This is a genomic window from Sphingomonas sp. STIS6.2 (assembly GCF_000732685.2).
GTDB lineage: Bacteria > Pseudomonadota > Alphaproteobacteria > Sphingomonadales > Sphingomonadaceae > Sphingomonas > Sphingomonas aerolata.
This window is the reverse complement of record NZ_JPDP02000061.1, coordinates 20,971-42,759: the sequence shown is the minus strand read 5'-3', so window position 1 is coordinate 42,759 and position 21,789 is coordinate 20,971. Positions and strand designations below refer to the sequence as shown.

Below are 21,789 nucleotides of genomic sequence, written 5' to 3'. Positions count from 1 at the left end.
CGCCGGTCGCGGGCGAGCCGGCGGTGGGCGCCGATGGCGCAACGCGGCGCGAGTCCGCCCCCGAAGAGATCACCGTCACCGGGTCGCGCATCGCCAGCCCGAACGGCGAATCCGCGGTTCCCGTCAGCACGATCAGTGCGGTCGAACTGACGACGACCGCCAAGACGTCGATCGGCGACGTCCTGAACGATCTGCCGCAGCTGCAGAGCACCTACAGCCAGGCGAACTCGACCCGCTTCCTCGGCACGGCCGGCCTCAACCTGCTCGATCTGCGCGGCCTTGGAACGCAGCGCACGCTCGTGCTCGTCAACGGTCGCCGGCATGTCGGGTCCGACATCCTCAACAACGCCGTATCGGTCGACACCAACACGATCCCAACTGACCTGATCCAGTCCGTCGATCTTGTGACGGGCGGTAATTCGGGCGTCTACGGATCGGACGCGCTGGCCGGCGTCGTCAACTTCATCCTGAAGGACAATTACGAGGGTCTGCAGGTCCGCGGCCAGGGTGCGATCAGCGAGCGTGGCGATGCCGGGTCCTATTTTGGCAGCGTCCTGGCGGGCAAGAATTTCGCCGACGGTCGCGGCAACCTCGCGGTCAATCTGGAATATTCGCGGCAGAATGCGCTCTACGCGTCGCAGCGCGACTATCTGCGCCAGGCCAACGGCTTCATCGCAACCGATTCCGACTCCGCGGGCGTCGCTACCGGTCAGACGAACCTGAACTATGACGGCATTCCGGATTCGGTGTTCTTCCGCGATATCCGGTCGGCAACGATCTCGGCCGGCGGTCTTGTCGCCTTTGCAAGCCCGACCGGCGCGTGCGGGCGCGACAACACGCCGACGGCGACGTTCAACAATGCCGGACGCCCCTTCTCGTGCAACTTCCTGTTCCAGTCGTCCGGCGCCCTCGCGCAGCAAACCGGCTCGCGCGTCGGCCTTGCCGCAACGGCCGGCACGGGCAGTGCCACCAACCCGTTCCGCGCCAGCGCGGTGCCGGCCGGATCCTATCTGAGCGGCAATGGCGACACGCGCCGTGAAGGGCAGCTGATTCAGATCCTGCCAGAACTTAACCGGTACTCGGCCAATCTCATCGGCCATTTCGAGGTATCGGACGCCTTCGTCCCGTTCATCGAGGCCAAATATTCGCGCACCGATTCGGTCGGACAGGGGAGCTCGGGACCGGCCTTCTTCACCGGCCAAACGCTGGACCTTCTCTACGAGCGTCCGCGACTTGATAACCCCTATCTGTCGGCCGATGCGCGCAACACCATCGCTGCGCAGATCCTCGCAAGCGGTATCAATCCGACCACCAACGCACCGCTCACGGCCGCGAACATCACCGCGATCAACAATGGGTCCTTCCGCTTCATCCTGCGCAAGAACCTCACCGATCTGGGCGTCCGTACCGAAGCGGCGCGTCGTGAAACCTACCGCCTCGTCGGCGGTGTCCGGGGCACGTTCAACGACGACTGGCACTATGAGCTTGCGGGGAACTATGGCGAGTTCCGCGAAAAGACGAAGGTCATGGGCAATCTGAACCAGCAGCGCATGGTGCTTGCCCTCGACGCTGTCACCAATCCGGCAAACGGCCAGATCATCTGCGGATCGCAGCTGCCGGGTACGGGTCAGGCGCGCGCCGATGCGTCCTTCGGCGGCGACATCGCCGGAAACGCAGCCGTCCAGGCGGCGGATATCGCCGCCTGCCAGCCGCTCAATCCGTTCGGCACAGGGAATATCTCGCAGGCGGCCAAGAACTACGTCCTTCAGGACACGGTCTCGAGTGGCAAGATCACGCAGCTTGACATCAACGGCTTCGTCTCCGGCGATCTGAGCCAGCTGTTCAGCCTGCCCGGCGGCGACATCGGCTTCTCGGTCGGCGGCGAATACCGGCGCGAGACGGCCTTCTACGAGCAGGATCCCTTGGTCTCGTCAGGCTACACCTTCTACAACGCGATCGGAAAGTTCGACCCGACCTCGTTCGAGGTCAAGGAAGCGTATGGCGAAATCCGCATACCGCTGTTGAAGGACATCACGCTCATCCGCGAGCTGACACTGAGCGGTTCGGGCCGCGTGTCGGATTACAAGGGCTCGGCGGGCACGGTTTACGCATATAGCGGCAACGCGACCTATACGCCGATCGATGGGATCCGTTTCCGCGGAAACTATTCTCGCTCGGTCCGTGCGCCCAACCTGTCCGATCTCTACTCGCCGCAATCGCAGAACTTCGCCACCGTCACAGATCCGTGCTCGGCGCGAAACGTCGCGGGGGGCACGCAGTTCCGGGCCGGCAATTGCGCCGCGGCGGGCATTCCGACCACCTACGACTATGTCTACGCACAGACGCTGGAGATTGTCAGCGGCGGCAATCCGCAACTCGACGTCGAAAAGTCGGATTCCTACACCTATGGCGTGCTGCTCCAGCCCAGGTTTATCCCGGGCCTGACGCTGTCGGTCGATTACTACAACATCAAGGTCAACAATGTGATCACCGCGCCATCGGCGCAGGGCATCATCAACAGCTGCTACGATTCGCCAACGACCGGCAACCAGTTCTGCTCGCTCTTCACTCGCGTTCCCGCGGGTCAGACCGGTGCTGTCGGTGAAGAGCAGTATCGAATCGTCGAGGGCAGCCTTCAGCAGACCTTGCTCAACTATGCAAAGCTGCAGGTTCGCGGCATCGACGTCGACCTGAACTACACCCACACCTTTGGCGATGTTCGCCTGAACAGCCACATCATCTACACGCACGTGCTGACCAACAGCTCGTTCACCGACCCGACGCAGCCGGGCTTTGCTGACACGACGGTCGGCGAAGTCGGAACGCCCAAGGATCAGGTCAACTGGAACCTTGGCGCTGATTTCGGCTCGGTCTTCGGCAACCTGCAGATGCGTTACATCACGAAGCAGTCGGTCGGGGCCGCCGAGAACCGTCAGTCGTTCCAGGGCCGCGTCCCGCAGAACCTCGACGATTTCGACATCCCCTACTACCCCGACGTGTTCTACATGGACGTGAAGTTCGGCGTGAACGTCACGCGCGAAACGAACTTCTACTTCGGCATCGACAACCTCACCGACCGCCTCCCGCCACTGGGCTCGACGGGCATCGGCGCCGGCACCGCGATCTTCGAGCCGCTGGGCCGCAAATTCTACGCCGGGTTCCAGGCGAAGTTCTGACCTGATCGCAATTTTCGCGACAAACGGTATCCCTTGCGGGGCGGTGATTTCCACCGCCCCTTTTTTTTGTAACCCGCCGGTCCGCGAACACCTATGCGGTGCTTGCCGTGACCTAGTGCCGCGCCTTGCCCGCGCGGAGCGTCACGCAGATATACGCGGCGCGTCCCAAAGGCGCTGGAACCTGGTGCCCATCGCGGTCAGCAGTTCATATTGCGACATCCCCGACACAACGGCCGCATCCGGCAAGGCTACGTCAAAGGCGATCCAGTCCCCCTCGCTCACAGTCGCCGAGGTCACGTCGATCGCGACGAGATCCATCGAGACCCGGCCGATCACTGCCAGCCGGTCCTGACCATGCCATGCGGTGCCGCAACTGGAAAATCCCCGGAAATACCCGTCGGCATATCCAAGATTGACGACCGCGACATCGGTGTCGGCCTTCGCGGTCCATGTCGCATTATACCCGACCGCGTCGCCGGCGCGCACCCGCCGGACCTGCAGGATCTCCGCCTCGGGATAGACCACCGGCACGATCACGTCGCCCAGTTCCCCTCGCGGCACCCCGCCATACACCGCCAGCCCCGGCCGTGTCAGATCGAACGCATAGTCGTGCCCCAGCGCGATCCCCGCGGAGTTCGCAAGACTCATCCGACGCGCGCCCGTCATGCCCTGCAACGCCGCGAACCGATCGCGCTGTACCGCGTTCATCGCCGCGTCCTCATCAGCGCAGGCGAGATGGCTCATCAACGTCTCGATCGTCAGGTCGTCGAGCAGTCCGTCGGCGATATCCTGCGCAGACACGCCGAGGCGGTTCATCCCCGTGTCGACCATGACGTCGCACGCGCCGCCACCCGCCGCCTTCCAGCGCGCGACCTGTGCCGGCGTGTTGAGCACCGGGCGCGCGACCCCGGCGCGGCCCGCCGCCATGTCCTCGTCGCGGACGCCGTGCAGGACCGACACCGTGAGGCCGAGCGGTGCCAGCTCGACCGCCTCGCGCCAGTTGGAGACGAAGAAGTCGCGACACCCCGCCCCCGCGAGACGCTGCGCGACCTCGACCGCGCCCAGACCATAGCCGTTCGCCTTGACCGCCGCACCGCACGCGGCGCGGCCGCTCATCCGGTCGAGCGTCTGCCAGTTGCGGACGAGAGCGTCGCCGTCGAGGCGCAGGCGGAGCGGGGCGGGGATATCGGTCACCCGCGCGGGATAGAGCGCTCGCGCGGCATCGTCGATGACCTTCCCGCCTGCCCGCCCTCGCCCGGCCCCGATCCGTCTGTTACCGCATGGCGTAGCGCAGCCCGATCCAGAGCGTGCGCGGCGTCGCACGCTCGACGATCGTGCCGCTGCTGATCCCCGCCTCGACAGTTTCATCGAACAGGTTTTCCGCGCGCGCCTCGACGACCAGCGCGCGGGTGATCGGATAGGCCGCATAGGCGTCGAGCGTGGTTGCGGGATCGAGGCTGCGGCTGTTCTGATCGTCGTCGAACTGGCGCGCGACATGGCGCACGGTCAGCGACGCGGCGGCGGCATCGCGGCGCCAGTCGACCGTCGCCGATACCTGGTCGCGCGGCGTCTGGGCCGGACGCAGTCCGTCGAGCGCGATCGCGGCGGCCGAGGCATCAACGGTCGAGTTGACGTGCGACCAAGAGGCCTGGACGCCGACCGGGCCGGGGCGATACGCGGCATCGATCTCGAACCCGTGCGCGCGGATCGCGTCGAGGTTGCGGCGGACGCGCGACGCGCTCGTCGCGGTCGACGAGAGGGTGACGTTGGCGATCGCGTCCTTCAGCCTGTTGTAGAAATAGGTTGCGGCGATGCTGACCCCCGGCGCGGGCGCCAGCGTGACCCCACCCTCGACCCCGGTCAGCCGCTCTGGCGACAGCAGCGCATTGGCCGCGGTCGTGTCGTTGCCGACGCGGAACGGGCGATAGAGTTCGTTGAGCGTCGGCAGCCGCCAGCCGCGATAGCCCGCAACACGCAGCGTAACCGCGTCGACGGGACGATAGGCGATCCCCGCGCGGCCCGTCGTTTCGGTGCCCTCACGATCGGCATAGCGCAGGTCGGTGACCGGCAGCCCGCCGGCAAGCGGTCGTTCCGACAGATAACCCTGGTCGATCGTCCAGCGGTCGATCCGCCCGCCAAGGCTGAACGTCACATCGCCCGCGACGAGACTGCCGTCCGCGAACAGCCCCGACGTGGTCGAACTGCCCCCCGCCTCGCGTCGCCGCGTCGGATTGCCGCCGGCAAAAAAGAACAGCTCCTGCGTCTTGCCGCTGACGTCGCGAATGTCCGCGCCGAGCCGCAGCGTGATCGCCTCACCTAGCGGCGGCAGAAGTTCGAACCGCGCACCGAGCCCGGTCGCGGGCGTATTATACTGGTCGAGCGACTGGGTGGTCGCGCTGCGTGAAGCGTTGATGCTGCCGAAGCTCGAGGCAAAGGCGCGGGTCTGAAGATAGCCGAGCAGCGAATAGCCCCAGCGCCCCCGCCCGACCAGCCGCAGGCTGGCATCCGCGCCCTCGCTGCGATTGTCGGTAAAATCGCTGCCGCGGTCGCGCGTGTCGGTGAAGGCGCTCGCGTTCAGCTGTAGTTCGGTGGTCGCGTCGACGGCGATCACCGTGCGCACGGCGCCCGACGCCTGTTCATACGGCGCCGGGCGATCGACCGCGCCGCGCGACCCGGCGACCGTCGGCGTGAAGCCGTCGCCGCGCGTATAGGCGCCCGACACGACCGCGAAACCGCCGTCGCGGACCAGCGCCGCCGAGGCCTGCGCGTCGACCGAATCGCGGCTGCCATAGGCGATGCCCGCCTGGAACGGGGTCAACTGGTCGGGACTGGCGCTTTCGAGCTCGACGGTGCCGGCAAGTGCGCCCGGCCCCTGATAGCCGCTGCCGCCGCCACGCGTGACGCGGATCCGGCCCAGCCGGCCTGTCGCATAGGCGGGAAACGCGACCCACCCGCCGAACGGGTCGGCCTGCGGGACGCCGTCGTACAGCAGCAGCGCGCGGCTGGACGCATTGCCGCCGATGCCGCGCAGCGAAATGCCCTGGCTGGTCGGGTTGGCGCTGCGTGAATCCGAGCGGCGGAACTGCTGCAGCCCCGCGACATCGGCGAGCACGGTTTCCAGCCGGTTGCTCGCGCTCGACTGGATCCGGTCGCGGTCGATCGTGACGATGTCGTAGGCCCGGTCGCCGGGTGCATCCGCCAGGCCGCGCCCGGTGACGACGATCACCGGCGGCGTCTCGGTGACGGGCGATGGGGCGAAGTTTTGCGCGATGCCCGGCGTCGGGAGCGCAAGCGGAAGGAGAAGGGCGGCGGACAGGCGACGCGATCGCGCGATAATCATCATTGCGGGCTCATGCCAGCATTGCACCTCTGGCGAAAAGCCTCTTTCACCAAAGACCTGACGCCAGGGCAAAGGCGGGGGCGCGCATGCGGTCCCCCGCCCCCGCCAGGCTGGATCAGATGAGTTCGACCGCGACCGCCGTCGCCTCGCCGCCACCGATGCACAACGCCGCCACGCCCTTGCGCAGACCCCGCGCCTTGAGTGCGGCGACCAGCGTGGCGATGATCCGCGCGCCGCTTGCACCGATCGGATGGCCGAGCGCGGTGGCGCCGCCATTGACGTTCAACCGGTCACGCGGGATTGCGAGGTCGCGCATCGCGATCATCGCCACCGTCGCGAACGCCTCGTTCACCTCGAACAGGTCGACGTCCCCGACCGTCCAGCCCGCACGGTCGAGCACCTTGCGGATCGCCGAGACGGGTGCGGTCGTGAACTGCGCGGGGGCGTGCGCATGCGCGGCGGTCGCGACGATCCGCGCCTCCTGCGCCAGCCCCAGCCGCGCGGCGACGCTCGCCCGCGTCAGGACCAGCGCCGCGGCACCGTCCGAGATCGACGCCGAGGTCGCCGCGGTGATCGTGCCGTCCTTGGCAAAGGCGGGGCGCAGGCCCGGGATCTTCTCGGGCTTTGCCTTGCCCGGCTGCTCGTCCTCGACGACCGCGACGTCACCGCCGCGCGTCTTGACCGTCACCGGCACGACCTCGTCGCGGAAATGCCCCCCGGTGACCGCCGCACTCGCCCGCGCGAGGCTTTCGAGCGCGAACGCGTCCTGATCCGCCCGCGTGAACTGATAGGCCCCCGCCGTGTCCTCGGCGAACGCGCCCATCGGCTTGCCCTTCTCATAGGCATCCTCGAGACCGTCCAGCATCATCGAATCGGAGACGACGTCATGGCCGATCCGCGCGCCGCCGCGATGCTTGGCGAGCAGGAAGGGCGCATTCGTCATGCTCTCCATTCCGCCCGCGACCACCACGTCGACGGTCCCGGCGGCAAGTGCCTCGAACCCCATGATCGCGGCCTGCATTCCGGATCCGCACATCTTGTTGATCGTCGTGGCCTCGACCGAATCGGGAAGCCCCGCACCGAGTGCCGCCTGTCGCGCGGGCGCCTGGCCCAGCCCGGCAGGCAGGACGCAGCCCATATAGATGCGGTCGATCACCGCCGGGTCGACGCGTGCGCGCTCGACCGCCGCCTTGACCGCGGTCGCGCCGAGTTCGGTCGCGGTAACCCCTGACAGGGCCCCCTGGAATCCACCCATCGGGGTGCGGGCATAGCTGGCGATGATGATCGGATCGTCGGTCATGGTGATCGTTCCTGTAAACGGCATGCGGCGTGCGCCAGTGGACCGGGGCCGGCGTCGCCGCGCACGGGCGCGGACCATACCGGATCATCCAAAGTCGCTGCAACCGACGCTCTGAGCGCCCTGCCATACCCGCGGTAAATGGTGTGTCAACACCACCGCGCCGCCGTGGCGCGCTGCCCCGAATTGCCGCACGCAGGACGTCGCACCCCCGGCCCGACGCGGTACCGGCGCAACGAACCGCCAGACGCGCGCGTTCAAAGGGCATGGTCAATCGACCGTGCCCAGACTTGGAAGCGTCACCGGCCAGCATAAGCCGGGACCCGAAAGGAGACGAACATGACCCATATGTTGCTCGCTGGCCTCGCGCTCGCGACCGCCGCCACCATGGCCGCACCGACCATCGAACACACGACGCGGGTCGATCATCACAGCGGCCCCGTGGAGGTCCGTTATCGCGGCGCGGTCGTCGTCGAACACCGCCAGATCGGCGCGGTCGCACCAGCCGGACAATCCTCGACGCTGCGTTGTGCCTGGACCGCCAACATGATCGTCGACCGCCATGCCAAGGCGTCTTCTGGCACGTTGATGACGCGCAACTTCGCGCGCGATGGCGTCGCGGCGGGCCACCAGCCGGGATGGTGCAGCAGCAGCCGCGCCGCGATCGCGCGCGAGGTCGCCGCGAAGACGCGCGACCTGCATCAGGACGTGACCGCGATGGCACAGGAAGACCATGACGTACTCCGCGCCGAACTCGATCAGATCCACGGAGCGTTGGCCGCAGGATGACGCGCCCCCTCACGCATACACTCGCGCTGACCCTGTGCAGCACGGCAGCCTTTCTCCCAACGTCCGTGCGGGCACAGGTCGCGCCCTCCGGCGGGATCGAGGTCGCCACCGACGAGGCACGCCGCGGGCTCAGTTGGAGCGAGGGCCGCGCGGTACTGTCCGCGGATGCGGCGGCCTCGCTCGGCAGGATCGACGCGACAGCGCGCGTGACGACGCTCCGCAACGCCGACCGCCACGCGGGCGCCGACGCGGTCGTCGACGTGATGCTGGCAACCGGGTGGGATCTGGGCGCAGTCACGCTCCGGACGTCCGCGACCGGGCATCTGTTCGCCGGCGCGCGCACCGGGATGGACTATGCCGAGATCGGCGCGTCCGCGCGGTACAGCTATGGTCCGGCCCGTCTGGTCGGCGGGATCGAATTCGCCCCGTCGCAGGATGGGCTGGGGGGCAGCAACGTCTATCTTTATGCGAATGCCGATGCCGGGATCCCCGGGACGCCCTACACGCTGCTGGCAGGTATCGGGCACTCCTCGGGCACCACGACGGATCCGCTGCGCATACAGCGGCTGCGTCCCGGTGGCAGCTATACCGATTGGCGATTGGGCATCGAACGCCAGCAGGGGCCGCTGACGCTCGGGGTCGATTATATCGGCACCGACATCGCACGCGCCGATGCGACCGGCCCGTTTGCGGATGCGCGACACAGCGGCGACCGTATCGTCGCCCGCGCGCGGCTGGGCTTCTGATCCCGCGGGAGCGCACTGATCCGCGCTCCCGAGTCCGGCCCCCTTTAAGGGCCGTGCTCACGAAGATCCAGAAATGACATTATGGGGTTTGGGAAGCCCGGAAGTCCCTGAGGACATCCTCCGCTTCGAATTATCCCTACCCGGCTTTCTGTCTGCAAAGACGAGAAAGACCGGGTAGGGTCAATTCCATGGTGGGCGTGGCAAGGATTGAACTTGCGACCCCTGCGATGTCAACACAGTGCTCTACCACTGAGCTACACGCCCGCCGGAGCGCTCCACTAGCCGCGCTTATCGCGGGGCGCAAGCGCTCAATTGAAGCTTGTTGCATTATCCATCTCGAACAGCCGATCGACCTCGGCCACCAGGTCGCGGAGATGGAAGGGTTTGGACAGCACGCGCGCCTGCGGCATCGTCTTGCCCGCCTTCAGCGTGACCGCCGCAAAGCCGGTGATGAACATGACGCGGAGGTTCTTGCAGAGCTCGCCAGCACGCTGTGCCAGCTCGATGCCGTCCATCTCCGGCATCACGATATCGGTCAGCAGCAGGTCGAACGTCTCGGTCTCGAGCAGCGGAATCGCCGCGGTGCCACGGTCGACCGCGGTCACCGCATACCCCGATCGCTGCAGGGCGCGGGTAAGATATTCGCGCATGACCTGATCATCCTCGGCCAGCAGGATTCGCAACATCGATATATTCCCGTGATTTAGCGGTCCGTTACTCCATAAGCAGTTAAGATTTCCAGATCGTTTGCCCGTTCATGCAATGCGCCCTACGCTTTTCCGCATGCAGTCTCCTTCGTTCACGCGCTTCGGCGACCTGCCGCCTGCCAGCCCGGTGGTGATGTCGGTACCGCATGCCGGTCGCGACTATCCGCCCGCCTTGCGCGAGGCGTTGCGCGTCCCGTTCGACACCGTGGTGGCGCTCGAGGACCGTCATATCGACATCGTTGCCACCCGGGCACGGACGGTCGAGACGATGATCGTGCAGACCCGGGCACGCGCCTGGATCGACCTGAACCGCAGCGAGGCCGAACGTGATCCGCGCGTGGACGAGGGGGCGAACCCGATGGCGCAGCCTCAACCCTCCGCCAAGCTGCGAAGCGGCCTCGGCCTGGTGCCGCGTCGGGCAGCCGCCGCGCCCGACCTCTGGCGGCGCCGGTTTACCGACGCGGACATCTCCAGCCGGATTGCCAACGACCACCGCCCCTATCATGACGCGGTGCACGACGCGCTGGCTGCAGCGCAGGCGAAGTTCGGGATCGCGATCCTCCTCGACGTCCATTCGATGCCGCCGCTCTCGGCGGCGGGCGTACCGGGCGGCAGCCCGCCCCGGCTCGTGCTGGGGGACCGCTTCGGCCGCAGCGCCGATCCGCGCTTCCTAGCCTGCCTCGAGACCGAGATCGCGGATACGGGCCTACCCTTTGCCCGCAACGCGCCCTATGCCGGGGGGCATATCCTCGAACGGCACGCGCGTCCCACCGCGGGGATCCACGCGATCCAGCTCGAATTTGATCGATCGCTCTATCTGGATCGCCAGTTCGACGGCTTGGGCACCGGCGTGGATGCGACGGTGCGGCTGCTCAAGGCCCTTCTTACGACCTTGACGAACGAGGCGCTGGGAATGAGCGCATCGGCCACCACCCGGGCCGCAGCGGCCGAATAAGGCCAGCGCTAGCGACACCGATCCCCCGCAGCGGGACCCTAGCTCGGCACATAAAAAAACCACCCCGTGCGCGAAGCACGAGGTGGCCAAGGTTCAGGGAGGAGGCACGCTGGAAGCGTGCCGTACGACGCCGCGAAAGGGGGGACACGGTGCCGTACAGGTCTAAAATGGGCGAGCGGGATTTTGGTTCAACCCCAACGCGAAAAATTCTGCGCCGCAACGATCGCAGCCCGGGATCCCAGCGCGAACGACCGGCATCCGCTGCGCCGACCGACCGTACTGCGATCGGTCGGCACGGGCGGATCAGCCGCCGAGCTGCGGCAGCGGCGTCTTGCCGAGCTGGACCTGGCGGGCGAAGATGTCGCGCATCAGCGCGAGCGAGAACAGGTGTGCGTACAGCAGCGGCAGCATCCCCGACTTGCTGATCTTGCGCAGCGCATCGCCGCGCAGGTCGATCAGCTTTTCCTCGTTGACCATCTGGAACCCGCGATAGACGAAGGGCTGCTCGGCGCCGTCGGGCTGGATCGAGACTTCGCCGTCCATCAGCAGGCCGAGTTCGCGCAGCTCCTTCATGAAGTTCTGCGTGCGCGCGCCGGCCTGTTCGAACGATTCATTGAACGCCAGGATCGACTTGGTGACCTCGGTCGGCGCGCCATCCGCGAACAGCGCGTCGCCCTCGTCGAACGCACCGAGCGCATCGGAGGTCGGATCGAAGCAGAGCGACAGCTCCTGCGCATCGGGATGCAGCCGCGCGAGCATGTACGGATAGCGGCGGATATAGGCGGGAACGTAGAAGGTGTTCTCGGTCAGCTTGCCGTCGTCGCCGATGAAGACGTTGACGCCCTCGTTGAGGCCCATCAGCGCCAGCGGGATCGCATCGTCGCCGACCGAGAAGACGATCGGCATGTGACGCTGCACCAGCGGGAATTCGTCAACCGTGATCGGGATCGCATGCTGGCCGACGAGGAACGGCGCGCTCTCCTGCGGGCGGACCTTGTAATCGGCGTGCGTGTCGCTCGAAAGCGGCTCCAGGCCGTTGTAGAAGAGCGGAAGCTGCGGTGCGCTGGCCATCATGTATCTCCAGTGTTTCGTCAGAGGATCTGGGCGGCAGGACGCCGGCGATTGGCGCGAGGCTCTATGGCGTGACGCCTGCCCGTGCAAGCGTGACGAGCTTGCCGGGGTTCAGCAGCCCGTGCGGATCGAATGCGGTCTTCACCGCGCGCAGGATCGTCAGCCGTGCGGGCGACGACAACCGCTCCAGCTCGCCAATCTTCATCTGGCCGATCCCGTGCTCTGCGGAGATCGATCCTCCGGCCGCGACGACCAGATCGTCGACGAAGCGCGTCACGACCGGCGCATCCTCGGCATACCAGCGCGCGGGATCGGTGCCCTGCGGGGCGCGGACGTGAAAATGGACATTGCCGTCGCCCAGATGGCCGAACCCGCTGGCATGCGTACCGGGAAACCGCGCGTTGCAGGCCCGCGCGGCATCGATCATGAAGCGCGGCATCGTCTCGACCGGGACCGAGATGTCATGCTGGGTGGCGGGGCCGAGCGCACGCTCGGCCGCGGACAGGGAATCACGGATCCGCCAGAATGCCGCGGCCTGCGCCTCGCTGGCGGCGATCACGGCATCCTCGGCCTGCCCTGCCTCCAGCGCGGCGCCCAGCAGCCGTTCGAGCAGCGCCGCGGGGGTCTCGCCGTCCATGGACGGTGCGGTTGCCTCGATCAGGACATGCCAGGCATGGTCGCCGTCGAGCGGGGGACGCGTCCCCGGGAGATGCGCGACCGCTGCCGCTAGCGTTTCACGCGGCAGGATCTCGAAGCTTTCGACACGGTCAGTCGCCGCCTGCAAGCGGCGGAGCAGCCGGAGCGCGCTGTCAGGTCCGGAGACCCCGACCCAGGCGACCGCGCGTGCGGCCACGGCTGGCACCAGCCGCAATGTGGCTGCGGTGACGATCGCCAGCGTTCCCTCGGATCCGACCAGCAGCTGATCGATGTCGTAGCCGCGATTGTCCTTCTTCAGCGCAGACAGGCCGTCATGGACGCTGCCGTCGAGCAGCACCGCCTCGACGCCTGCGACCAGCCCGCGCATCGTCCCGAACCGCAGCACCTGCGTGCCGCCGGCATTGGTCGAGACCAGGCCGCCGATCGTCGCGCTGCCGCGGGCACCGAGCGTCAGCGGGAAGCGCTGGCCGGCCGCCTGTGCGGCGTCGTCGAGATCGGCGAGAATAGCGCCTGCCTCCACCACCGCGAGGCCTGCCTCGGCATCGATCGACCGGATGCGGTTGAGACGGCGCAGCGACAGCAGGGCGGCACGGCCATCGGCGGGCGGCGTCGCCCCGCCGACCATCGACGTGTTGCCGCCCTGCGGTACCAACGGGACGCGGAACGCCAGCGCGGCCTGGGCGATCGCCGATACCTCGGCAACCGACGACGGAGCGAACATCAGCGGGGCTGCACCGTGGAACCGGCCGCGCCAGTCCTCGAGCCAGGGGGCGATATCGGCGGCATCGGTGACGATGGACTTGCGCTCGAGCTGCGGGGCAAGCGCGTCGAGCATCTGTGTCTGTTCGGGCGTCATGACAGCGCCGCTAAGCGCAATTCACCTCCCGTTCAACGATCGCGGTTAACGCTGCTTAGCGACATCATGATTCACCCTGCGCTTCCCGCCTCCCTCCTCGCCCTCACCGCCCCCCTCGCGGCCGTGGCGAACCCCGCCGTGCCAACGCGCGCGCGCGTCGAGATCACGCAGGTCTCGATCCACGAGCGGATCATCATCCGCGTCCCCCGCATGTTCAGGCGATCGGCCCAACCCGTCGGTAGCGCGCCCTTGTCGAAGCCGCGCGAGTGGAAGGAGCGCAAGGGGCCCAAATGCGTCGCCGTCGCGGAGATAGCGGGCGCCTTTCTCGGCCAGCCGGGCTCGGTCGATCTCGTCATGCAGGACGGCACGCGATTGCGCGCGAAGCTTGATGGCGACTGCAAACCACTCGACTATTATCCGGGCTTTTACCTGCGGCCGAGCGGTGACGGTCTGATATGTCGCGATCGCGACGCGATTCGCATGCGGTCCGGGGCGCGCTGCGAAATCGATGACTTCAAGACGCTGAAGCTCAAGCAATAGACAAGACCGCTGGGGTGATGTGCGACTTTCGTCGTGTCGCCACCCGCTTTCCTTGACATTTTGCTGGAAATCCGCGAGCGGCGGGGCGCTTGAGGGAATAATGCGCGCCCTCCTTTTCCCGGACATATAAATGAGCTTTGCCGATCTCGGCCTTTCCGAAGAACTCCTGAAGGCGGTCACTGACGCCGGCTATACCGAGCCGACGCCGATCCAGGCCGGCGCGATCCCTTCGGTTCTCATGATGCGTGACATCATCGGCATCGCCCAGACGGGCACCGGCAAGACCGCGTCGTTCGTGCTGCCGATGATCGACATTCTCGCCCATGGCCGCAGCCGCGCCAGGATGCCGCGCTCGCTGATCCTCGAGCCGACCCGTGAACTTGCCGCGCAGGTTGCCGAAAACTTCGAGAAATACGGCGTCAATTCGCATCTCTCGATGGCGCTGCTCATTGGTGGCGTGTCGATGGGCGACCAGCTCGCCGCGCTCGAAAAGGGCGTCGACGTCCTGATCGCGACGCCGGGCCGGCTGATGGACCTGTTCGGTCGCGGCAAGATCATGCTCAACGGCTGTTCGCTGCTGGTCATCGACGAGGCGGACCGGATGCTCGACATGGGGTTCATCCCCGACATCGAGGAAATCTGCACCAAGCTGCCCAAGTCGCGCCAGACGCTGCTGTTCTCGGCAACTATGCCGCCGCCGATCAAGAAGCTGGCGGACAAGTTTCTCTCGAACCCCAAGACGATCGAGGTCTCGCGCCCTGCATCGACCAACCTCAACATCAAGCAGTATCTGGTCCCGGTCGCCAGCCAGACCGCGAAGCGCGAGACACTGCGCCGGATCCTGGCGCAGGACGAGGTCACCAACGCGATCATCTTCTGCAATCGCAAGACGACCGTGCGCGACCTCAACAAGGTGTTGAAGCAGGCGGGTTACAAATCAGGTGAAATCCATGGCGACATGGAGCAGCCCCAGCGTCTCGCCGAACTGGACCTGTTCAAGAACGGTGCGGTGACGATCCTCGTCGCCTCGGACGTCGCCGCACGTGGTCTGGACATCAAAGGCGTGTCGACCGTCTTCAACTATGACGCGCCATGGCATCCCGACGATTATGTCCACCGGATCGGCCGCACGGGCCGTGCGGGCGCAACGGGCACAGCCTATACCTTCGTCGCACCCGACGATTCCGAGAATATCCAGAATATCGAAAAGCTGACGGGCCAGACGATCGAGCGGTTGAAGCTGTCCGAGCCGAGAGCGCTGGCTCCGGCGGCTACCGCGCCGTTCGAGAGCGATGAAGAGCTGCCACCGCGGCGCGAGCGGTCGCGGACCCGGCGGGTGCCGCGTGCCGATGTGGTTGCCCATGCCGTCGAGGACGCAGTGATGGCTGCCGCCGAAATCGCAGCGCCCTTGCCCGCCGCGACGCCGAAACCGTCGCGCTGGGCTCGGACGCCGATTGACGAACCGGTCCCTGCCGCACAGCCTGCGCTTCCCCGTGTTGCTCCGGCAATGCCCATCGCGCCGGTCGCGGAACGTCCTGCCGCGGTCCCGGTGCCGACAGTGCCGCCAGCACCGTCGACCGCCATGCCCGAGCAGGCACGCGAGCCAAAGGTCGATCCCGTGCGGGCCACCCGCCGCAGTACCGTGCCCGACGCGCCGGTTGACGGGTGGAACGGCCCCTTCCCCAGCTTCCTGAATGCCGTGATTGGCGGATACGAGTGATGCCGAGAACTTAGCTTCAGGCTTGCCCACTATAGGAGCGATAACGACACAAGCGCGCTTTCCGTTTTGATCGTCGATCCACGGAGCGATCGCCTTGGGAGTACGGGGGCACGTGGCCGAACTGACGAATGCCCGCGCGATGGGGCCACAGGCGCTGACGGGTTAGCTCGCGTCTGGGCCGCCTGATCGGGCATTCGACCTCCTAGCGCAACCTCATGACGCCATCTTGGCCATAGCGTCATCATCCAGCGTTGCTGCCCGCCGATAGGCCGCGCGTTCGGTCAGGCGGGCGGCATAGGCCTCGAATGCTGCAAGCTTCGGCATCGTGCCGAACTGTAATCCCCATATGACCTGGGCACCGACATAGACATCGGCTGCCGTGAAGCGTTCGCCCGCGATATAGGTATGCGCCGCAACGGCATGCTCAAGTCCTGCGATGGCGGCGTCATAGGTCCCATAACCGACCATCCGCTGCTGCGTCTCGGTCGGGACCACGCCGAGCGATCGGTTGGTGATTGCCGCCTCCAAAGGCCCGGCCGCGTAAAATAGCCATCGATAATAGTCGGCCCGCTCGTCGGCCGTCGGCGCCAATTGCGCCTCGGGCACGGCGTCGGCCAGATAGGCGCAGATCGCGCCACATTCGGTAACGACGTGGCCGTCATGGACAATAGCCGGCACCTTGCCCATCGGATTGACCGAAAGATAGGACGCCGCCTTCATCGTTGTCGCATAATCGAGCATTACCGTATCGTAAGCCGCCCCGGTCTCCTCGAGCATCCAGCGAGCAATACGTCCCCGCGACATCGGATTCGAATACAGCGTCAACGTCATGGCTCGCCCCTCAAGAACATAGAGTGAACGATGGTCTCATGGCGATGCCATGCCGTCAAGATGCGATCGCGGCTCGCACCCAGCGGGTTGTGCCGTCGAACGAAGCAGCGATGAATCTTACGCCAGCGCCGTCGCGAACAGCGCGAGCATGCGGCCCCACGCACGGTCCGCCTGCACCGAATTATAGACTTTGCTGTCGGGCGGGCACCATCCGTGCATCGTTTGCGGATAGACCTCGATTTCGGCCGGACGTTTCGCTGTCGCGAAGGCCGCCCGCAGCACGTCCTTCTCGGTCGGTGCGCGCGCATCATCGTTCGCCGCTATCGCGATCAGATAGCTGCCTTTCAGTGCAGGGATCAGCCGGTGCGGGCTATCGGGTGTGTCGGTCACAAACCCACCGCCGTGAAACGTCGCCCCCGCGCGGATGCGTCCCGATACCGCAGCAGCGGTGCGGATTACCATCGGCCCGCCCATGCAATAGCCGGTGGTCGCCAGCCCGCGCTTGCGATCCACCTGCGGTTGCGCATCCAGGAACGCGGTGAAGGATTTGGCGTCACGGACCGTACCCTCGGGTGTAAGCGCGTCACGAAAGGGTGCAATTCGAGCGCGGACGGCCGGCTGGTCGTAGGATTCACCGGGGCTAAGGAACGGTGCCTTGGTCGACCGATAGAACTGATTGACGACAAGGACGGCATAACCCGACTGCGCGAGTCGATCGGCCATCTGACGGAACGCGGGGCGCAGACCCATGATGTCCGGCCAGACAAGCACGCCCGGATGAGTCCCGGTGGCCGGCGCGACGAAATAGGCGTCAGCCTGACCATCGGGCGTCTTGATCGACACCTCGCGTCCGCTGATCGGCTTCGCATCGGCCGGCACGGGCAACAGCATCGCGAGGCCTGCGGCCCCGGTCATCACGCCGAACTGGCGCCGCGACATGGCGGCGAGATAGTGTTCGTTATCGTCTGCGGTATGCTCGTCGCACATGGGGCCTCTCCTGCCGGCTTTGATCTGATGCTAGCTCACGTTGCGCGCCACCACCACACGCCATCGACACTGTCCCGAACGGCGCGACCCTCGACCTCGAGCCGACGCAGATGCGCGAGCGCTTCACCCGTCGCCATGCCGAGCAGATCGGGGCCGATTGCGCGCCGGAACAGCCGTCCGAAACACTCGACCGCACGACGCGGCTCGGCGAGAAAGGCAGCGAGTTCGTCGAGCCGTTCGCGGTGCTCACGATCCATCGCGTCAAGCCTGATATGAAGACCAGTAAACGGATCGCCATGCCCCGGCAGGACCAGCAGATCTGCGGGCAATGTCTTCAGCCGGGCGATCGCGGCAAACCATTCGCCCAGCGGATCCGCATGCGGCTCGGTGATGCCCAAAGAGATATTGGGGCTGATACGGGGCAGAACCTGATCCCCGGCAATCAGGATGCCCGATGCTTCGTTGAGAAGGCATGCATGCTCTGGGCTGTGGCCCGACCCGATCACGACCCGCCAGTCATCGCGCCCTACCGTCAACACGTCACCGTCGGTGATCCGCGTGTAACCTAAGGGAAGCGGCGTGATGATCTTGCGGAATCCCGCCCACCCCTTCGCACTGGCATGCGCGATCTGCGTACTGTCCCAGCCCGCACCGCGCCAGAATGCCAGCATTTCGGCGGGAACGGCATCCCTGGCATCAGCGGCCAGCATTCGTGCGGTCAGCCATTCGCCCCGGGTCATGACGAGCGCCGCGTCGTGCGTTTCGCATAGCCAACCAGCGAGGCCGATATGATCGGGATGAAAATGCGTGCCGATCACGCGGGTGATGCGGACGCCCGACTTCGGCCCTGCCAGGATTGCGGTCCACGCGTCGCGAGCTTCCGGCGTATTCATGCCCGTATCGACGAGCGCGTCGCCGTCGCCGTCGGCGAGCATCCAGCAGTTCACGTGGCGCAGCGGACCGGGAATTTTGAGGCGTACCCAGTCAACGCCGGGAGCGATGCGAAATACGTTACCGGGTTCGGGCTCGCGGTGGCCAAAGGGGTAGACCAGCCCCTTGTGTGTTAGCGGTTCATCCTGTGCAGCCGGCAGCGACGTCATGTACCGCAGGTAGCAACCACTAGGCGCCAGAGATAGTCCCTGGGCCGACACGCGCATCAGCCATGCCGCGTGCCCTCAATGCCCTGTGTCGCCGGCCATCCCCGCGCCGTCAGGACCGCAAACCTGTTTGATAGCTCGTACCGGCCCCGCACCGCGCCACGCGGGGACCGGGAACGTTCAGCGCTTGAAGGGGTCGTCGAACAGCGGCTTGACCGGCAGGACACCGCCGTCTGCGACGAACTGCGCGTCCGCCGCTGCCTGCGTACGCTCGTTACGAAGCTGCTCGAGCAGCGCCTCACGATCACCTTCGAGACGCGTGTCGGTCGGTGCTTCCATACCCGCCGCCTTGGCGGCCTTGGCAACCGCGGCGTCGAGTTCGCGCTGCGACGTCAGGCCGAGCGTGACCGGATCCTTTGGCGTGATGTTGGCGATGTTCCAGTGGCTACGGTCACGGATCGCGGCGATCGTCGTGCGCGTCGTGCCGATCAGCAACGAGATTGCGCCATCTGTGATCTCGGGATGATTGCGGATAATCCAGGCAATGCCATCGGGCTTGTCCTGACGCTTAGACACCGGCGTGTAACGCGGGCCCTTGGTCCGGCGGACCTGCTCGGGACCCTTGATCATCTTAAGCTGATAATCGGGGTCGGCCGCGCCCTTGTCGATCTCGTCCTGCGTGACCTCATGCGCGCGGACGGGATCACGCCCCGTCAGCTTGGTCGACGTGGTGTCGTCGGCGATCGCCTGGATCTCGAGAATGTGCAGACCGCAAAAATCTGCGATCTGTTCGAAACTGAGCGCAGTGTTGTCGACCATCCAAGCGGCGGTCGCATGGGGCATGAGCGGCTGGGCCACGGCGGAAACTCCGTAAAAATAGAAAGGGCCGCCCCTTTCGGAGCGGCCTGACATGACACACGACTTAGTGCGCCCATGGCTAACAGGCAAGCGCGCGATCGTCGCGTCGCATCATGCCGCCATGCGCGGTCGATCGAGTGGACGGGCAAGCGGAACAAGGGCACGCAGAAACTGGCGCGCACTTGCGGGCCAGCTGTACCGGGCAGCATAGGCGGCGCAGGCGACGGGATCGCGAGTCAGTGCCGCCGCGATCGCTTCGTCGAGATCCTCATGCATCACGCCAACGCGCGGGTCGAGTACGTCGATCGGGCCGGCGACGGGATAGGCCGCAACCGGCGTCCCGCACGCGAGCGCCTCGATCATGACCAGCCCGAAGGTGTCGGTCCGGCTGGGAAAGACGAGGACGTCCGCGGTACGATAGGCCGCCGCCAGCCCTTGTCCGTCACGCTGGCCAAGAAACACGGCATCGGGGAAGCGACGTGCAAGCGTGGCGCGCGCGGGTCCGTCGCCGACGACGACCTTCGTTCCCCTATGCGCGGACGACAGGAAGGCCTCGACATTCTTCTCGACGGCGACGCGCCCGACATAGAGCAGGATCGGGCCGGGCAGCGCCGCCATCTCCGGATCGCGGGCGCCGTCCAGCCCGAATTGTGCAAAATCGACGCCTCGCCCCCATTCGCGAACCTGATGCAGGCCCTGTGCAGTAAGTGTTGTTGCGACGGAGGGGGTGGAGACCAGGATCGACTCGGCGGGACGATGGAACCAACGAATATAGCGCCATATCCAGGCGGGGTTCGCACCCGTCCGTGCCGCGATGTAATCGGGAAACTGGGTATGATAGGCAGTTGTGAACGGCAAATCTCGAGCCAGGCACCAGGTTCGTGCGGCGAGGCAGACCGGACCTTCCGTCGCGAGGTGTATCGCATCGGCGCCAAAGCTTTCGAGCAATCGTCCGACTGCGCCCGACCGTGCAAAGGCCAGCCGAATCTCGGGATAGGTCGGACACGGCATCGAGGCGAACTGCGCGGGGGATATGATCAGCACTTGATGACCCGTCACTTCGAGTTCCCGCCGGACGGACTGCAGGGTGCGAACCACGCCGTTGACTTGCGGGCTCCAGGCATCGGTGACGATCGCGATACGCATCGGGGTCTCCTTGGGTAACCGCGGCATGAGCCGAATTGACGTGGGTCAGGCGGCCAGCGTGACGATGTTATCGACCTCACGCGCGGCGATTTCGTCTGCCCAGTGAAGCAGTTCCATCCGCCCGTCGAAATGCTCGACAAGCGCGGTGCAGCCTTCGACCCAGTCGCCGTCATTATAATAGGCAACGCCGGCGATATCGCGCATTTCCGCCGTATGGATGTGTCCGCACACGACGCCGTCGACCCCCCGCACGCCGGCCGCGTGCGCGACGACTTCTTCGAAATGCGATATGAAGGCGACCGCGTTCTTGACCTTGGCCTTGGCGTGTTTCGAGAGCGACCAATAGGGCATGCCGAGGCGTCGGCGCGCGCCATTCACCCACCGGTTGAGCCCCATGAGCAATGTGTACGCCGCATCCCCAATATGCGCGACCCAGCGATGCGCCAGCGTGATAGCGTCGAACTCGTCACCGTGCAGAACCAGCAGGCGGCGGCCGTCGGCGGTCTCGTGGATCGCCTTGCGCCGGATCGAGATCCCACCGAAGTCGAGCCCCGAATATTGCCGGAACACCTCGTCATGGTTGCCCGGAATATAGACGACCCGCGTACCGCGCTTCGCGCGCTTGAGCAGCCGCCACAGCACGTCGTTATGCGCCGCCGGCCAGTAGAATTTCTTCTTCAATCGCCAGCCATCGATCATGTCGCCGACCAGGAACATCGTCTCGCTGTCGACATGGTCGAGAAAGTCGTTGAGCATCGCCGCGTTGCAGCCACGCGTGCCGAGATGGACGTCGGAAATCCAGATCGTGCGATATTGCCGCCGGTCGACCACGCGTTCGGGCACAACGGGTCGCGAATGGATGAAGTCCGCGATGTCCGCCACATCGGCTATCGGCAACGCGTCGGTTGGAAACGTGACGATGTCCATCGGCCTGCCCCGCAAATCTGTTCGTTGCGGTCCTGTCTAGCGGCGCAATATGACATGGCAGTCGCAGTCCGGTGACTATTCTAAGTCAT

The 21,789-nt window shown here is 66.0% G+C and carries 18 protein-coding genes and 1 tRNA gene; 6 read left to right on the top strand and 13 right to left on the bottom strand.

The genetic code is table 11. The annotated features are described in order from the left end of the window. Window positions 1–3,176: TonB-dependent receptor domain-containing protein (locus tag sphst_RS11005; RefSeq protein WP_325049473.1), on the top strand; the 3,176-nt coding region annotated here is incomplete at its 5' end. 141 nt (window positions 3,177–3,317) lie between these two features. Here sphst_RS11005 and alr read toward each other — a convergent pair. The 3 genes from alr to sphst_RS10990 form a co-directional block, all read right to left on the bottom strand. Next, window positions 3,318–4,361, bottom strand: a complete 1,044-nt coding sequence (gene alr, locus sphst_RS11000) for an alanine racemase (protein WP_234387583.1) — start codon at window positions 4,359–4,361, stop codon at window positions 3,318–3,320. An 88-nt stretch (window positions 4,362–4,449) separates the two neighbouring features. Next, window positions 4,450–6,519 (bottom strand): TonB-dependent receptor, encoded by a 2,070-nt coding sequence (locus sphst_RS10995; protein WP_234387581.1) that lies wholly within the window; start codon window positions 6,517–6,519, stop codon window positions 4,450–4,452. A gap of 112 nt (window positions 6,520–6,631) precedes the next feature. Then, window positions 6,632–7,816 (bottom strand): acetyl-CoA C-acyltransferase, encoded by a 1,185-nt coding sequence (locus sphst_RS10990; RefSeq protein WP_107045543.1) that lies wholly within the window; start codon window positions 7,814–7,816, stop codon window positions 6,632–6,634. A gap of 336 nt (window positions 7,817–8,152) precedes the next feature. Here sphst_RS10990 and sphst_RS10985 point away from each other — a divergent pair, with 336 nt between their 5' ends. Continuing rightward, window positions 8,153–8,602 (top strand): hypothetical protein, encoded by a 450-nt coding sequence (locus sphst_RS10985; protein WP_234387580.1) that lies wholly within the window; start codon window positions 8,153–8,155, stop codon window positions 8,600–8,602. Further along, window positions 8,599–9,348 carry a TorF family putative porin gene (locus sphst_RS10980; RefSeq protein WP_051916469.1) on the top strand — a complete coding sequence of 250 codons (750 nt, stop codon included), beginning with the start codon at window positions 8,599–8,601 and terminating at the stop codon, window positions 9,346–9,348. Before sphst_RS10985 ends, sphst_RS10980 begins: the two co-directional genes overlap by 4 nt. A 189-nt stretch (window positions 9,349–9,537) precedes the next feature. Here the strand turns inward: sphst_RS10980 and sphst_RS10975 are convergent. Beyond that, window positions 9,538–9,612: transfer RNA gene (locus tag sphst_RS10975), tRNA-Val, on the bottom strand. Window positions 9,613–9,656: 44 nt separating this feature from the next. Beyond that, a complete protein-coding gene (cpdR, locus tag sphst_RS10970; RefSeq protein ID WP_031394969.1) occupies window positions 9,657–10,034 on the bottom strand; it encodes a cell cycle two-component system response regulator CpdR in 378 nt (125 codons plus the stop codon). 97 nt (window positions 10,035–10,131) lie between these two features. Between cpdR and sphst_RS10965 the strand changes: the two genes are divergently transcribed. Continuing rightward, window positions 10,132–11,010 (top strand): N-formylglutamate amidohydrolase, encoded by an 879-nt coding sequence (locus sphst_RS10965; protein WP_107045547.1) that lies wholly within the window; start codon window positions 10,132–10,134, stop codon window positions 11,008–11,010. Window positions 11,011–11,313: 303 nt separating this feature from the next. Here the strand turns inward: sphst_RS10965 and sphst_RS10960 are convergent, their stop codons facing one another. Then, on the bottom strand, window positions 11,314–12,081 hold the full coding sequence (locus sphst_RS10960; protein WP_031394972.1) for a SapC family protein: 768 nt from the start codon (window positions 12,079–12,081) through the stop codon (window positions 11,314–11,316). 64 nt (window positions 12,082–12,145) lie between these two features. Then, entirely contained in the window at window positions 12,146–13,594 is a 1,449-nt protein-coding gene (locus sphst_RS10955) for an FAD-binding oxidoreductase (protein WP_056405234.1), read from the bottom strand. A 66-nt stretch (window positions 13,595–13,660) separates the two neighbouring features. On the opposite strand from sphst_RS10955, the gene sphst_RS10950 reads away from it, so the two are divergent. Together sphst_RS10950 and sphst_RS10945 are read left to right on the top strand one after the other, a co-directional pair. Continuing rightward, window positions 13,661–14,134 carry a hypothetical protein gene (locus tag sphst_RS10950; RefSeq protein ID WP_031394973.1) on the top strand — a complete coding sequence of 158 codons (474 nt, stop codon included), beginning with the start codon at window positions 13,661–13,663 and terminating at the stop codon, window positions 14,132–14,134. Window positions 14,135–14,264: 130 nt separating this feature from the next. Then, window positions 14,265–15,854 (top strand): DEAD/DEAH box helicase, encoded by a 1,590-nt coding sequence (locus sphst_RS10945; RefSeq protein ID WP_031394974.1) that lies wholly within the window; start codon window positions 14,265–14,267, stop codon window positions 15,852–15,854. Window positions 15,855–16,067: 213 nt separating this feature from the next. On the opposite strand, the gene sphst_RS10940 is transcribed toward sphst_RS10945, so the two are convergent. From sphst_RS10940 to sphst_RS10915, 6 genes are all read right to left on the bottom strand, one after another. Continuing rightward, the gene (locus sphst_RS10940) at window positions 16,068–16,685 is read right to left on the bottom strand and encodes a glutathione S-transferase family protein (RefSeq protein ID WP_031394975.1); all 618 of its coding nucleotides are present in this window, start codon (window positions 16,683–16,685) and stop codon (window positions 16,068–16,070) included. A gap of 117 nt (window positions 16,686–16,802) precedes the next feature. Then, entirely contained in the window at window positions 16,803–17,672 is an 870-nt protein-coding gene (locus tag sphst_RS10935; RefSeq protein ID WP_031394976.1) for a dienelactone hydrolase family protein, read from the bottom strand. A gap of 35 nt (window positions 17,673–17,707) precedes the next feature. Beyond that, entirely contained in the window at window positions 17,708–18,772 is a 1,065-nt protein-coding gene (locus sphst_RS10930; RefSeq protein ID WP_031394977.1) for an MBL fold metallo-hydrolase, read from the bottom strand. A gap of 177 nt (window positions 18,773–18,949) precedes the next feature. Next, window positions 18,950–19,627: a DUF1013 domain-containing protein gene (locus sphst_RS10925; RefSeq protein WP_081877642.1), complete on the bottom strand. Its 678-nt coding sequence runs from the start codon at window positions 19,625–19,627 to the stop codon at window positions 18,950–18,952. Window positions 19,628–19,738: 111 nt separating this feature from the next. Further along, a complete protein-coding gene (locus sphst_RS10920; RefSeq protein ID WP_031394979.1) occupies window positions 19,739–20,773 on the bottom strand; it encodes a glycosyltransferase family 4 protein in 1,035 nt (344 codons plus the stop codon). Between the two features lie 45 nt (window positions 20,774–20,818). Continuing rightward, the gene (locus tag sphst_RS10915) at window positions 20,819–21,700 is read right to left on the bottom strand and encodes a UDP-2,3-diacylglucosamine diphosphatase (RefSeq protein WP_031394980.1); all 882 of its coding nucleotides are present in this window, start codon (window positions 21,698–21,700) and stop codon (window positions 20,819–20,821) included. Window positions 21,701–21,789 lie beyond the last annotated feature (89 nt).